Raw genomic sequence first — 13,599 nt, 5'->3', positions numbered from 1 at the left:
AACGGTGATGGACGAACCCGCGTGGCGGCCGAGTCCGAAGGCGCGCGTGTTGTGGGCGATCAACGCCGCGTTGATGTGGATCCCGGTCGTCATTGCACAGGTCGTGTGGGGTGTGCTGGATTCCGGCCGGCTCGGGTGGCACGTCGCTGCGGCCGTCGCGACGGTGGTCGTCGCGGGGCTGCACATCGGGGTGGTTCCGTTGTGGCGGTATCGGGTGCACCGATGGGAGATCAGCGACACCGCCGTGCACACCCGCTCGGGTTGGTTCACGCAGGAGCGCCGGATCGCGCCGATCTCACGGATTCAGACCGTGGACACCGAGCGCGGTCCGATCGATCGTCTGCTCGGGCTCGCGACCGTCACCGTCACCACGGCGTCGTCCGCCGGTGCCGTGGAGATCACCGCGCTCGACACGGCGGTGGCCGACGAGACGGTCGCACGACTCACCGCGATCGCGGGGAGCAACGGAGCCGACGCGACATGAGCCCCGGACTCGACACCGCCGGACCCGATACGCCCGGATCCGATACTCCGCAGGCCGCCGGGGCCGCCATCGCAAGCACCGCCGGCTGGCAGCGTCTCGACCGCCGGATGCTGCTGGTTCATCCGGTCGAAGAGATCCTGAAGCTGTTTCCCGTCCTGATCGGTTCGGTGCTGCTGGGCAGCAGCAGCGGCAACCCCTACTGGGGCCTCGGTGTCGCGGCGCTGCTGGTCCTCGTCGGACTCGCACGCTGGTTCACCACGAGCTATCGGGTCGGACCCGTGCACGTCGAGCTGCGCCGCGGCCTGGTGCAGCGCCGCGAGCTGTCGATCCCGCGCAGCCGCATCCGGTCGGTCGATGTCGATCGGCGGCTACTGCACCGGCTGCTCGGTCTCGCGGTCGTGAAGATCGGCACCGGACAATCCGGTGGAGGCGGCAGCACCGACCACAACAAGTTCGAGCTCAACGGCATCGCGATCGAAGACGTTCCCGCTCTGCGTGCCGCACTCCTCGAGGGTGGACAGAACGTCGCCGCACCGGCGGGCGTCCCCGAGTCCCACCCCGTGGGCGGGGCTCCGAGCGAACGCGAACTGGCCCGGTTCCGGTCCGGGTGGGTGCGCTACGCACCGTTCTCGGCCACCGGACTGATCGGCGTCGCCGCCGTGGTCGGGTTGGCGTTCCAGTACGGCATCGGCGAACGACTCACCGAATCGGACACCGTCGAGCGCGGGGTCGATGCGCTCGCGGCGGCCGGTATCGCGGTCGTCGTCGCCGTCGCCGTCGTCGTGATCCTCATCGTGGCGAGTATCGCCGCGTGCATCCGGTACCTGCTGTTGTACGGGAACCTCTTGGTCACCGATGACGGGCGGATGCTGCGCGTCGGGCGAGGCCTACTGCGGGTGCGGCACACGACGCTCGATCGCGCACGGCTTCGCGGCGTCGACCTCCACGAACCGCTTGCGTTGAGGCTCGTGGGAGCGGCGCGGCTCGACGCGATCATGACGGGGGTGTCGGCCGAACGCGGCGAGTCGTCGCTCGTGTTGCCGTCCGCGCCCGACAGCGAGGTACGTCGAGTCGCCGGCGAGGTACTCACCACCGACTCACCCCTGACGGCGCCACTGGTCCCCCACGGCTCCGCAGCACGTCGTCGTCGCTTCACCCGGGCCGTCGCTCCCGTGCTGTGCCTGATCGCGGTGGGCATCGCAGTTGCCGCCCTCGTCGACCGGCCGCTGCCATTGCCCGCGATCGTGGTGGGAGCGACTGTGCTCGTCGTGGCCGTGGCAGCTCTCGGGTGGGATCGCTATCGGGGTCTCGGGCATGCCTCACCCGCCGGGTATCTCGTCACACGTGCGGGCTCGCTCGACCGCCACCGGATCTGCCTCGAGTCGGACGGAATCATCGGGTGGACAGTGCGCCAGACGTTCTTCCAGCGGCGTGCAGGCGTGGCGACGGTGATCGCCGCGACGCCCGCGGGAGCAGGCCACTATGCGGTTGTGGATGTCCCCGAGGGCGACGCCTGGTCGTTGATCGAATCCGTGACACCCGGCGCAGGCGACATCTGGGCACGCAGAGGTCAGGTCTCATGATCGACCCTTGGAGAAGACCCGGAGCCGACACCCTCGCAGCGATGGACGAATTGCTCACGGACTGCCGGGCCTGTCCGAGGTTGGTCGAGTGGCGTGAACGGGTCGCGCGGGAGAAACGGGCCTCGTTCCGCGACGAGGAGTACTGGGGCCGGCCGGTGCCGGGTTTCGGCCCCACCGATGCGGCGCTGCTGATCGTCGGGTTGGCGCCCGCGGCGCACGGCGCCAACCGGACGGGACGGATGTTCACCGGCGACCGCTCCGGCGATTTCCTGTACGCAGCGATGTACGAGGCCGGTCTCGCGTCGCAACCCACCGCCACCCGTATCGGTGACGGACTCGAACTGTTCGGCACTCGGATCACCTCACCGGTGCACTGCGTACCACCCGCCAACAAACCGACCGTGACCGAGCGGGACACGTGCCGGGGCTGGCTCGAGCAGGAGCTCGGGTTGCTCTCGCCGACGCTGCGGGCTGTCGTGGTGCTCGGTGGATTCGGGTGGCAAGCACTGCTCCCTGTGCTGACCGCCGCGGGATGGGTCGTGCCGTCGCCACGCCCGAAGTTCGGGCATGGTGCGAGTGTCACCCTTGCCTCCGCGACCGGGGAGAAGACCCCGCTGCACCTGTTCGGGTGCTACCACGTGAGTCAGCAGAACACTTTCACCGGTCGTCTCACCCGGGAGATGACCACGGCTGTGCTCAGGTCTGCTGCGCGGGCGGCCGAGCTACCTGCATGATCGCCTTGATCCGCGCCGAGAACAGATAGCCGCCGGCGGGCAGGAGAGCCGCGACGGGCAGCATCAGGATCCGCCAGTCGGCCATGGCGAGCTGATCGCCACCTGGCCCGACGGCCAGGCAGGCAGCGAATCCGAGCAACCACGCCGCGAGCGGCAGCATCGCGGTACGAAACGACCCGGTCTCGCTGTACACGGCCATCACCAGCAGCAGATTGAGCACCGCGGCGAGCAGGATCGTGATAGGGAACGGGACCGAACCGATGTAGAGACCGAGGAACATCACCGACAGGATCGCGCACAGGAACCCGTCGAAGACGAGCAACGCGACCACGCCTCTACGGGGCTCCGGCGGCAGTGCGGGTACGTCCGGCAGTGCGGTTGCAGGGTCGACGGTCATCGTTCCATAGTGCGCGACGACCCCTCATCCGAGCCACGCGGGGTCGGCAGGGAGGTCACGGCACCGGCGGGTAGCCGAGCATGGTCAGCAGGTGAGATTGCATGTCGACGAACCCGTAGAGCGCATCGAAATAACCGGCGCGGATCTCGTCGGCGTGCGGACGCAACGAGTCGACGAACGCGATGATCTGATTCTGAACGGACCAGTCGTACATCGCCGTCCTCCCCTCCATCAGTGACGGCGGTCACGTTATCCGATGCCGGCGAAGAGGTCACGCTCCCGCCCGGAATCGTCCGTTTCGCCCGGTTCTCCTCGAACCAGGCGGAAGTGTTCTTCGCCGAAGACCGGTTGGGCGACGAGGTTCGACAGCGTGAACTGCTCTCCACCCGGCGCCACGGTCACCTGTGTGGCGTGGGCAGCCATCGCGGCGCGTTTCGCGTCGAGCACTCCGCGGACGTCGACGACGGCTGTCACCTGATCGTCGGGCACGCTCGGGAGCTCACCCGGATCGGGCAGGCGCCACCCGTCGGGGAGGTCGCCGATCTCGGCGATACCCACGTCGAGCGCAGACTTCTCGGTCACCGTCCAGTACACCTTTGCCGGAGTCCACGGCGCGCCGGCAGCAGGGTAGTCCTCGGTTCCGGAGATCTCGACCGCGGCAGTCACGCGTTCGTGCACCGCGATGTGGTCCGGGTGCCCGTACCCACCGACCGGGTCGTACGTGACCACGACGTGCGGCCGTGTGCGCCGGATGACGCCGACGAGCTCCGCAACCGCTTCATCGGAATCGGCGTTGACCCAGGCGCGGGGGTTCGCCGCCGACGGTGTGCCGGCCATCCCGGAGTCCCGCCAATGGCCCGCTCCGCCGAGGAAAAGAGGCGCCGCGACCCCGAGCGCATTCAATGCCCGGGTCAATTCCAGCACGCGGTAGCCACCCAATTGGTCTGCCCGGTCGGCGGTGAGCTGCGCCCACTCGTCGCCGATCACTTCGCCTTCCTCGCCGAGAGTGCAGGTCACCACGGTGACCTCGGCTCCCTCGGCGACATACCGGGCGACAGTGCCACCCGTGGTGAGGGTTTCATCGTCGGGATGTGCGTGGACGAGCAGCAGTCTGCGCGGTTCGTCAGCGGTCACTGTATGTTCCTCCACCAGAATCGAGCATCACCGACGATGCCTGCGGACACCGGGCCGGCCAGGGCCACTCCGTCCACACCGGGACCGGCAGCGGCAACGGACCGGCCCTGGATGATCGGCAGGTTCACTGCGAGATCCCACAGCCTCGGCTCCACCGCGGCGAGCGTTGCCGGGACGTCCCCTACCCCGTGTACAGCATCGACGAGCTGGGTCTGCACTTCGGGATCACACGCACCGGAGAGGTTGCTGGGTGCTTCGAGTTGGGCGACGGCGGCCTCTTCCGTCTCATCTCCCGATTGCTGGTCGCCGGAATCCTCGTTCTCAGCACCCGAGTCGGGGACGTCCACTGTGGTCACGGCCTCGCTCGTCGACGTGGGCGCCATCTCCGTCGTCTCCGAGGTCTCCGTCGTGTCGGACGTCTCGGGTACGGACGAGGCCGGAAGTGCGGGCGGGCACCCGAATCGGGAGAGCGCTGCCGTCGCGGGGTCGGAACCCGCCTGCATCCAGCCGACGATCGCGTGCACATCGCCGTCGACGAGGGCGTCTCCGTAGAGCTCGTCGGGCGGTAGTTCGCTCACCGTGGCCGCGATTCCCGCGCCGGTCAAGACGTCCGCCACCGTCCGTGCCACGGTGTGCGCGGTCTCGGACCCTTCCGCGACACCGAGCACGAGTACGAGCGGGACGCCGTCGCGGACGAGCGAGCCGTCCGTGATCGGTTCGGCGCGCCCCGTGGGTGTCCGCTCCTGCGAATCCTCATCCGAGGACGACTCTTCCGATGTGGTGGTCGCCGGTGTCGTCGTTTCGCCCGGGGGCGACGAATCCGGAGACGACGATTCGGGGGTCGGCCCGGGATCCGGTGCAGCAGGCAGATATCCGGAGTCCGCGAGCAGCGCGAGCGCTTCCTCACGACTGGGCCGCGGCGGCATCGTCGGCACGTACCCGGGATCGGACGGCGCGAGAACCTGAGCCCTGTCGGGGACGACCTCCGCCTCGGACCCCGCTGCGACCAAGGCCAGCATTTCCGGGTCGAGCAGACCGAGCACACCGCGACGCACCCGCGGGTCGGCAAGGGTGGGAGTACGTGTGTTGAGCGTCAATTCGAGCGTCCGGGCCTCGAGCTGCACGTGGGTCCGCAAGTCCGATACCGCACCGAGCTGGGCAAGCAACGCCGATCCTCCGGAGACCTGCGCGATCTGGGTGTCGCCGCTACGCATGGATTCGGTGAGCTGGGCGTCGCTTCCACCACGGCGCATGAGGATCTCGTCGGGCAGAGCCGGCTCGCCCCAGAACCGGTCGTTGCGCTCGAGCAGCACCTCGCCGCGGCCGCGGTCGACGGACTCCACCTTGAACGGGCCGCCCGACACGGGGATCGTTTCCGACAGGCCGGTGTCGAAACCACCCGGGGTGTCCTTGACGAGGTGTGCGGGCAGCATGTCGGCGAACAGCTCTCTCCACGCGGGGTACGGCTCGCGCAACGTCACGGTGACCGTCTTGCCGCCGCCCGAGGACTGGACGTCCTCGATCAGCCGGTAGCCGGCGGCGTCGACGACTCCTGGCTGCGAGGTCATCTGCTGCCAGAGGTAATGGAAGTCCTCCGCCGCGATGGGCGCGCTGTCCGACCACTGGGCGTCGGTCCGAACCTCGTATTCGATGGTGAATGGCGCCTGCGAGACAACCTCCGCGGACACCAGCACCGAGTCGTCGAGCACCCATTCGGTGAGAGCGGGGTCCTCCGTGCTCGGAGTGGGGCGGAAAGCGCTCGGCAGGACCAGTTGTGCGATCGCGTCGCCGACCGGCGACTGATCCGCCAGCAGGTGCGGGTTGAAACCGGTCTCGACCCCGTCGATCGCGACGACCACGGTGTTGCGCTTCTGGGCGGGCGCGGGTGCTGCTGTCGGCTCCGTCTGTTCGATCGGCGGAGGTGGATCTGCGGTACATGCCGTCGACGCCAGTACGACTGTCGCGACGGCCACCGGACCGATCCACCGCCGATGCCGGATGCGCGAACGCAACACTCGGGGCTTCCTCTCGTCGACCTATGTCACGGCCCCGGGAGCCTGGGCTACCGGGGCCGCTTCACACTATTCCCTACTGATTACGGGCCTTCTCACGCGAACGCGCACGGGCACGGTCGGTGGCCGACAGATGCACCTTGCGCACCCGCACGATCTCCGGTGTGACCTCCACGCACTCGTCGCCGGCACAGAACTCCATGGCCGCTTCGAGCGTGAGTTCGATCGGCTTGGCGAGGGTCTCCATCACGTCGGCGGAGGACTGACGCATGTTGGTCAGCTTCTTCTCGCGGGTGACGTTGATGTCGAGATCTTCCTGACGCGGGTTGATACCCACAACCATGCCCTCGTAGGTGTCCGCTCCGGGCTCGACGAAGAACGTGCCGCGGTCGGCCAGCTGAATCATCGCGAACGGCGTCACGGACCCCGCGCGGTCGGAGACGAGCGACCCGGTGTGGCGCGCCCGGATCTCGCCTGCCCAGGGCGCGTAGCCGTGGAACACGGCGTTTGCGATGCCGGTGCCGCGCGTCTCGGTGAGGAAGTCGGTGCGGAAACCGATCAGGCCGCGGGACGGGACGAGGAATTCCATTCGCACCCAACCCGTACCCTGGTTGGTCATCTGCACCATCTTGCCCTTGCGGTTGGCAAGCAGCTGCGTGATGGAACCGAGGTACTCCTCGGGGGTGTCGACCGTCAACTCCTCGTACGGCTCGTGCAGCTTGCCGTCGACCTGCCTGGTCACCACCTGCGGTTTGCCGACGGTCAGCTCGAAGCCCTCGCGGCGCATCTGCTCCACCAGGATCGCCAGTGCCAGCTCACCTCGGCCCTGGACCTCCCAAGCATCGGGGCGTCCGATATCGAGCACCTCGAGCGACACGTTGCCGACGAGTTCCGAGTCGAGGCGGGACTTGACCATGCGTGCGGTCAGCTTGTGTCCCTTGACGCGGCCGACCAGCGGCGACGTGTTCGTGCCGATCGTGACCGAGATGGCAGGCTGATCAACGGTGATCTGGGGCAGCGCCACCGGATTCTCGAGGTCTGCGAGGGTGTCGCCGATCATGATGTCGGGGAACCCGGCGACAGCCACGATGTCGCCGGCAATGGCCGATTCGGCGGGATGCCGCTCCACGCCGACGGTGGCGAGCAGTTCGGTGATCTTCGCCTTGGTGACGACCGGCTCGCCGTCGACGACACGCATCCAGCTCACGGTCTGGCCCTTGCGGAGCTCGCCGTTGTGGATACGGACCAGCGCGAGGCGGCCCAGGAATGCGGAGGCGTCGAGGTTGGTGACGTGCGCCTGCAGCGGTGCCGCAACGTCGCCCTTGGGCGCGGGGACATATTCCATCAGCACGTCGAACAGGTCGTCGAGGTTCTCCGCGTCGGGAACCTGCCCGTTCTCGGGCTGCTTCCTGCTTGCCTTGCCCTCACGGCCGGACGCGTAGAGGACCGGAAGACCGAGAGCGAGCTCGGCGGCTTCGGCGGCTTCGTCATCGAGATCGGACGCGAGGTCGAGCAGCAGCGTCTGGCTTTCTTCGACGACCTCGGCGATGCGGGCGTCGGGGCGGTCGGTCTTGTTCACGACCAGGATCACCGGAAGCGACGCGGCGAGTGCCTTGCGCAGAACGAAGCGGGTCTGCGGCAGTGGACCCTCGGACGAGTCGACGAGGAGCACGACACCGTCGACCATCGACAGGCCCCGCTCGACCTCGCCACCGAAGTCGGCGTGGCCGGGGGTGTCGATGACGTTGATGACGGTCACGCTGCCATCGGGATGGTGGCGGTGCACCGCGGTGTTCTTGGCGAGAATGGTGATGCCCTTCTCGCGTTCGAGGTCGCCGGAGTCCATGACTCGGTCAACGAGTTCAGCGCGCTCGGCGAACGCACCCGACTGCCGCAGCATTGCGTCGACGAGGGTGGTCTTTCCATGGTCGACGTGCGCCACGATGGCGACGTTTCGAAAATCAGCGGTGCTCACGCGATGGCTCTCCTGGCTGTAGTCCGGCCACACGGCACTGGACCCGGTTGGCACCTCGCCCGTACGGCGCAATTTCGTTCTGGGCCGCGACGCGAATGCGAGACACCCGGCGTGGACTTCGAGATCGATTCTCCGAAGGTCCGTGCGGGCACTGCGGCCACGAATACCCTACAGCCCGCACAGGTGAGCACGCGGCATCGCGAACCTATCGGCCCAGCTCAGCGTACCCCGAAGTGACGTTCGACACGTAGAAGAGCTCAGCTTCGGGACGGTAGACAGCCAGAAAGTGACCCTTGGCGTTCAAGTGAGGGAACGCTAACCTGACTTCCACGCGCACGGACGGGAGCAGGACGACGATGGGCAAGAAGAAGTTCAAGGCGAGCACTGTTACAAGCCTCAAGCCGAAGAAGAAGTGCTGCCGCAAGAAGACGCGCTGTGTGAAATGTCCCGTCGTGATCATGCGCATGAAGAAGGTCCAGGACGACGGGATGAGCGAGAAACAGCTGCGCAAGCACTTGGAGAAAGTCCGCGCCGCCTGACCCGCTGCCTCCCGGCCGTTGCGGGTGCCTCCGGTGAGGCGACACAATGGGTCATGGCCCAGTTGCTCACCGACGGCGAGATCGACGCCGCACTGTCCGACCTTCCGCATTGGCACCGGGCCGGCGACGCCCTGGTGCGCACCATCGAATCACCGACGTTCCCCGACGCGATCACTCTGGTCGGCAGAGTGGCCGAGATCGCGGAGGAAGCACAGCACCACCCCGATATCGACATCCGGTGGCGCAAGGTGACCTACTCGCTCAGCACTCACTCCGCGGGCGGGATCACCGCGGCCGATCCGGATCTGGCTCATCAGATCGATTCGCTGGCGGGGCCGTAGCGGACTCGCCGGTACCCACTCGCGGCGCGACGACCATCCATAGGTAGACGATGAGAACGCCGACGACGTTCACCGCTCCGAGCCATGCGAGCGGTGCCGGCCGGTCGATGTCCCACATCGAAGCCTGGTAGGTGCTCAGTACCCACGGCACTCCCACCAGCGTCACCACGGTCCAGCAGGCCGCCACGACCCAGGTGCCGAAACGACCCGCGAGCGGACCGTAGACGAGCCACAACAACATCGGTACGACCCACACCCAGTGGTGCACCCACGAGATCGGCGACACCAACAGCCCGAACAGCTGGACGATGACGAGCGTGCCGAGCCGATCGTCGGGGCCGAGTGACCGCCAAGCCGCGAACGCGAGGACCGCGCACGCAGCAACAGCGACGATCCACACCGCGCCGGTGTCCACGTCACGGCCCAGAAGTCGGCTGAGCGCACCCCGCAGCGACTGATTCCAGACCGATCCCACCGGGCCGATCCGATCGGCGTCACCGAACAGAGAGGTGAAGTAGGTGCGTGCTTGCTCGCCGAGCAGCACACTGCTGACGACCACGGTGGCACCGAACGCGACGGCCGAGAAGAACGCGGCACGCCAGCGTCGCCTGGCCAGGAAGTACACGCCCGTGATCGCCGGGGTGAGCTTGATGCCGGCCACGATGCCGACGATCCCGCCGGACAGCCACCACCGGCTGCTGCGCACCGCCACCATCACGGCGAGCACGAGGAAGACGTTGATCTGCCCGTAATCGAGGGTCGTGCGTACCGGTTCGCTCCACACCGCCACGGCCGTCCAGACCAACGCCACCGACGTCCAGTGACTTCCGCGCGCCGCCGGACCGACCAGCAGTTCGAGTGCGATCCGGATGACCCAGAACAGCGCTGCGATCGTCAGGAGCAACCACAGGACGCCGAGCAGCCCGAAGGGTAGATAGTGCAGCGGCAGAAACACGAGGGCCGCGAACGGCGGATAGGTGAACGGCAGCGGGAAATCCGGGGTGTCGCGCGAATAGGTGAAGTCGTAGAGCTCACCGCTCAGGAGCGCAGCGGAACCATCGACGTAGACATGCAGGTCGACGAGGTTCATACCGTTGGGAGTCAGTAGACCCCATGCGAGCCTGGCCACCACCGACAACAGCAGAAGCAACACGCACCACAGACGATATGACCGAGCACGTTCTGGCACTGCGGTGCGCCTCCCGTCGTCGTCGTCCGGGTGCTCCGACCCGGCGTCAGAGGTTACCGGTGCGACGCGACAGATCGAAAAGCAATGACCCCTCACGTAACAATTTCATCTCTGGTCACACCTTTCACATCCCTTTGGCGTTACCGTCAACCGGGAACCGCCATACGGAACACCCTGTGGCTACACTCCCCGCAGGTATCAGCCCACGCCCTCGACAAACGGGCGCTGCCGCTTGTACCGGACGGGGGGGCTACATAGAGTGTCTCCTCGAGCCGTCAGTATCTGGTTGCCCGTCCAGGACACCGGATACTTCAACGACAAGGATGGGGAACAGTGCTTCGTACTCGAGGAATGCGGAGGGCGCTCACGGTGTGCGCACTCGCCGCCGCCGCGGGGCTTGCCGTGCCGACGCACGCAGTCGCGCAACCTGCACCGCCCGCGCTACCGGATCTGGCCGAGCTCGTCTCGCTCCCCCAGTTCGCTGTGCCGGCCGATCTGTCCATCGAGTCGCTGACGCAGTTCCTCCCCCGGTCCGAGGTCGACCTCGCCGAGACCGAGGCCCTCGCGTCTCTCGCCCCCGCCATCGTGGGGGCTGCTGCCGGCCCCTCCGACATCGCGGACGACGGCAAGAACGACATCCTCGCTCAGGCCAAGGAACTCCTCGCGAACTCCGAGCTTCCTGATTCGGTGAAGAGCACGCTCGAGAGGGTCATCACCTTCCTCGACGGCAGCGGAGGCGGCGGCCCCGATCTCCCGGCTCCGGGTGAAGTCGTGATCTCCCAGTTCCTGTACCCGACGCTCGGCCAGGACTGCATCGGCGACGGCGCCGACTCCGTCGGCACCGCACTCGCAGTCCCAGGTCCGGCACTGCTGCCGCCCCCGGGACCGGGCGCCGGCCAGGCCGGTTTCGTGTTCACTGCACTCGGCACCGCACCGGCGGCCGCTGAGCAGGCCGAGCCGCTCACCCTGACCTGGATCAACATCTCCAACGGTCGCACCGGGATGCAGCCGTTGACCAACGAGGCCAATGTCAACCCTGACGGCCCGACCACGCTGACCGCGATCGCCGACACCGGGCCCGGCCAGGTCGTCGCCGTGATCTCGGGGGGCATCACCACGCAGGAAGAGGGCGCGGACGCGCGCTCGTGCACCTTCCTGCCGACGCTGGGGCTCGTCGCAGTTCCCTGACAGGCACCGTCAGCACGAGGCCACCGGAATCTTTCCGGTGGCCTCGTCGCGTATGCAGCCGAGTTTCCCGTTCCCTTCTCACCGGCCGCCGCACGTGGTAGACCGAGGCATGGCCCGCATACCCCAGCCACGACCACAGCGGCACCGGTCGATCCGGGCGTTGCGCTCGCGCCGCTCGATCCTGTCGATCGCCTCGGAGGGGTCGATCCTCTCCGTCGGGTCCGCCTATTCGATCCTGTCGATCGGCAGCGTCGGCTCGATCCTGTCGGTCGGATCCGCCGGATCCGCAGCCTCGGCACTGTCGTCGTTGTCGTTCGGAAGCGTGGGCTCGTGCATGTCGGCGCTGTCGCGCTGGTCGCTGATGGCGTGGCGCGGGGTGCATTCGGCGCCGGAGGAGCATCCACGCCTCGTGGTCACGACCGACGAAACCGACCCCGCCGGTCACTGCCAGTCCTGACACATATGCGGTGGGTCCGCTGGGCTTCCGAACTGTCGGCATGTTAGACAAGTTGCGACATAGTTGTTTTCGCACACATCGAAGTTGAGGCCGCGGTCGAGCGTGGCTCGGACGAGGACCCCATGGCCGTCGACAGCCCGATTCCCACACGGGAGCGGCCCGTACCGCGTGCAATCGTTCCGGTTCTGGCACTGTGTGGCATCGGTGTGGCGCTCATGCAGACACTCATCGTTCCGCTCCTGCCGCAGTTGCCGGTACTCCTCGACGCAACACCTGAGAACACCTCCTGGGCCGTCACCGCGACACTTCTCGCCGGGGCCGTCATCACCCCGATCTCAGGCCGCCTCGGCGACATGTTCGGCAAACGCCGGATGTTGACAGTCAGCCTCGGCATGATGGTCCTCGGCTCCGCCGTGTGTGCCCTGTCGACCACCCTGGTACCCCTCGTGGTCGGCCGTACCCTCCAGGGCGCCGCTGTCGGCGCGATTCCCCTCGGCATCGCGATTCTGCGCGACGAACTTCCACCACGGAAGATCCCGGGCGCCATGGCGACGCTCAGCGCCACACTCGGGGTCGGCGGTGCGATAGGTCTGCCGTTCGCAGCGTTCGTCGCGCAACTGACCAACTGGCACATGCTGTTCGTGGTATCCGGGATCATCGGCGTCATCGGCATCGCTGCAGTGCTGTATTTCGTCCCCGAGTCGCCACAACGCAATCCGGGCCGATTCGATTTCGTCGGCGCGATACTGCTGTCGATCGCGCTGGTGCTCCTCCTTCTCCCGGTCAGCAAGGGCAACGCGTGGGGCTGGACGAGTCCGTCGACGATCGGAATGCTCGTCGGCGCGGCCGTGGTGTTCCTCGGGTGGGGTGTGTACGAGCTGCGTCGGCCTCGTCCCCTCGTCGATCTCCGGATTTCCGCGCGACGTCCGGTGCTCATGACCAACCTCGCGTCGATCGCCTTGGGATTCGCGATGTATTCCAACGTTCTCGCGTTCCCTCAGCTGCTCATGGCCCCCACCGAGACCGGGTACGGGTTCGGTCTGTCGATGGTGAGCGCGGGACTCGTGCTCGCTCCGAGCGGATTCGTGATGATGGCCCTGTCGCCCGTGTCCGCACGGATCACCCGACAGTTCGGTCCGCGCGCAACCCTGGCGTGCGGCGCGGCAACCGTGGGGGTCGGGTATCTGGTGGCGTACGTGCTCTACACAGAGATCTGGCATCTGCTCGTCGCGGCGATGATCATCGGCGCCGGGGTGGGCCTGTCGTACGCTGCGATGCCCGCTCTGATCATGGCTGCCGTGCCCCTGCACGAATCTGCCGCCGCCAACAGCCTCAACACGCTCATGCGATCGATCGGTACGTCGTCGGCAGCAGCGGTCATCGGTGTCGTGCTTGCCGCCATGACCACCCGGATCGGCGGTGCCGTGGTCCCGTCCCTCGACGGTTTCCGGATCACGTTCCTGATCGCGGTCGTCGCAGCGGTCGTCTCGTTGGCGATCACCGCACTGATCCCAAGACCGAGTCCGGCCCCGCGGCGACTCGGCAACAACTGAGCTCGAGCCGACC

At 67.3% G+C, this 13,599-nt stretch carries 14 protein-coding genes; 8 read left to right on the top strand and 6 right to left on the bottom strand.

All coding sequences use genetic code 11. The features are described 5' to 3' along the window. Window positions 1-7 precede the first annotated feature (7 nt). From EV641_RS09205 to EV641_RS09195, 3 genes are read left to right on the top strand one after another with little or no spacing between them, the layout of a single operon-like run. Window positions 8-484 (top strand): PH domain-containing protein, encoded by a 477-nt coding sequence (locus tag EV641_RS09205; RefSeq protein ID WP_132471656.1) that lies wholly within the window; start codon window positions 8-10, stop codon window positions 482-484. Continuing rightward, window positions 481-2,067, top strand: coding sequence for a PH domain-containing protein (locus EV641_RS09200; protein ID WP_132471568.1), 1,587 nt, complete (start codon window positions 481-483; stop codon window positions 2,065-2,067). Before EV641_RS09205 ends, EV641_RS09200 begins: the two co-directional genes overlap by 4 nt. Further along, on the top strand, window positions 2,064-2,801 hold the full coding sequence (locus tag EV641_RS09195) for a uracil-DNA glycosylase (protein WP_054715302.1): 738 nt from the start codon (window positions 2,064-2,066) through the stop codon (window positions 2,799-2,801). The genes EV641_RS09200 and EV641_RS09195 overlap by 4 nt, the downstream gene beginning before the upstream one ends. On the opposite strand, the gene EV641_RS09190 is transcribed toward EV641_RS09195, so the two are convergent. The 5 genes from EV641_RS09190 to typA all read right to left on the bottom strand — a co-directional run bounded on the left by EV641_RS09190 (window position 2,764) and on the right by typA (window position 8,319). Further along, entirely contained in the window at window positions 2,764-3,198 is a 435-nt protein-coding gene (locus EV641_RS09190) for a hypothetical protein (RefSeq protein WP_054715305.1), read from the bottom strand. The two genes, EV641_RS09195 and EV641_RS09190, sit on opposite strands and share 38 nt — an antisense overlap. A 55-nt stretch (window positions 3,199-3,253) precedes the next feature. Further along, the gene (locus EV641_RS29435; RefSeq protein ID WP_199233193.1) at window positions 3,254-3,412 is read right to left on the bottom strand and encodes a hypothetical protein; all 159 of its coding nucleotides are present in this window, start codon (window positions 3,410-3,412) and stop codon (window positions 3,254-3,256) included. A 35-nt stretch (window positions 3,413-3,447) separates the two neighbouring features. Beyond that, window positions 3,448-4,332 carry an N-acetyl-1-D-myo-inositol-2-amino-2-deoxy-alpha-D-glucopyranoside deacetylase gene (gene mshB / locus EV641_RS09185; protein ID WP_132471567.1) on the bottom strand — a complete coding sequence of 295 codons (885 nt, stop codon included), beginning with the start codon at window positions 4,330-4,332 and terminating at the stop codon, window positions 3,448-3,450. Beyond that, window positions 4,329-6,347, bottom strand: a complete 2,019-nt coding sequence (locus tag EV641_RS09180) for an ABC transporter family substrate-binding protein (protein WP_132471566.1) — start codon at window positions 6,345-6,347, stop codon at window positions 4,329-4,331. Before EV641_RS09180 ends, mshB begins: the two co-directional genes overlap by 4 nt. A gap of 73 nt (window positions 6,348-6,420) precedes the next feature. Further along, window positions 6,421-8,319, bottom strand: coding sequence for a translational GTPase TypA (gene typA, locus EV641_RS09175; protein ID WP_054715314.1), 1,899 nt, complete (start codon window positions 8,317-8,319; stop codon window positions 6,421-6,423). A 356-nt stretch (window positions 8,320-8,675) separates the two neighbouring features. Between typA and EV641_RS09170 the strand changes: the two genes are divergently transcribed. Beyond that, on the top strand, window positions 8,676-8,858 hold the full coding sequence (locus EV641_RS09170; protein ID WP_132471565.1) for a hypothetical protein: 183 nt from the start codon (window positions 8,676-8,678) through the stop codon (window positions 8,856-8,858). Between the two features lie 53 nt (window positions 8,859-8,911). After that, entirely contained in the window at window positions 8,912-9,199 is a 288-nt protein-coding gene (locus EV641_RS09165) for a 4a-hydroxytetrahydrobiopterin dehydratase (protein WP_132471564.1), read from the top strand. On the opposite strand, the gene EV641_RS09160 is transcribed toward EV641_RS09165, so the two are convergent. Beyond that, window positions 9,144-10,388: a mannosyltransferase gene (locus EV641_RS09160; RefSeq protein WP_132471563.1), complete on the bottom strand. Its 1,245-nt coding sequence runs from the start codon at window positions 10,386-10,388 to the stop codon at window positions 9,144-9,146. The two genes, EV641_RS09165 and EV641_RS09160, sit on opposite strands and share 56 nt — an antisense overlap. 351 nt (window positions 10,389-10,739) lie before the next feature. Between EV641_RS09160 and EV641_RS09155 the strand changes: the two genes are divergently transcribed. The 3 genes from EV641_RS09155 to EV641_RS09145 all read left to right on the top strand — a co-directional run bounded on the left by EV641_RS09155 (window position 10,740) and on the right by EV641_RS09145 (window position 13,586). Beyond that, window positions 10,740-11,576, top strand: a complete 837-nt coding sequence (locus EV641_RS09155; RefSeq protein WP_132471655.1) for a hypothetical protein — start codon at window positions 10,740-10,742, stop codon at window positions 11,574-11,576. Window positions 11,577-11,685: 109 nt separating this feature from the next. Next, on the top strand, window positions 11,686-12,033 hold the full coding sequence (locus tag EV641_RS09150) for a hypothetical protein (protein WP_132471562.1): 348 nt from the start codon (window positions 11,686-11,688) through the stop codon (window positions 12,031-12,033). 122 nt (window positions 12,034-12,155) lie between these two features. Beyond that, on the top strand, window positions 12,156-13,586 hold the full coding sequence (locus EV641_RS09145) for an MFS transporter (protein ID WP_132471561.1): 1,431 nt from the start codon (window positions 12,156-12,158) through the stop codon (window positions 13,584-13,586). Window positions 13,587-13,599 lie beyond the last annotated feature (13 nt).

This window comes from Rhodococcus sp. SMB37, assembly GCF_004345605.1.
In the GTDB taxonomy this organism is placed as follows: Bacteria; Actinomycetota; Actinomycetes; order Mycobacteriales; family Mycobacteriaceae; genus Rhodococcus.
The sequence above is the reverse complement of the archived record's forward strand: the minus strand, read 5'-3'. Positions and strand labels throughout refer to the sequence as shown.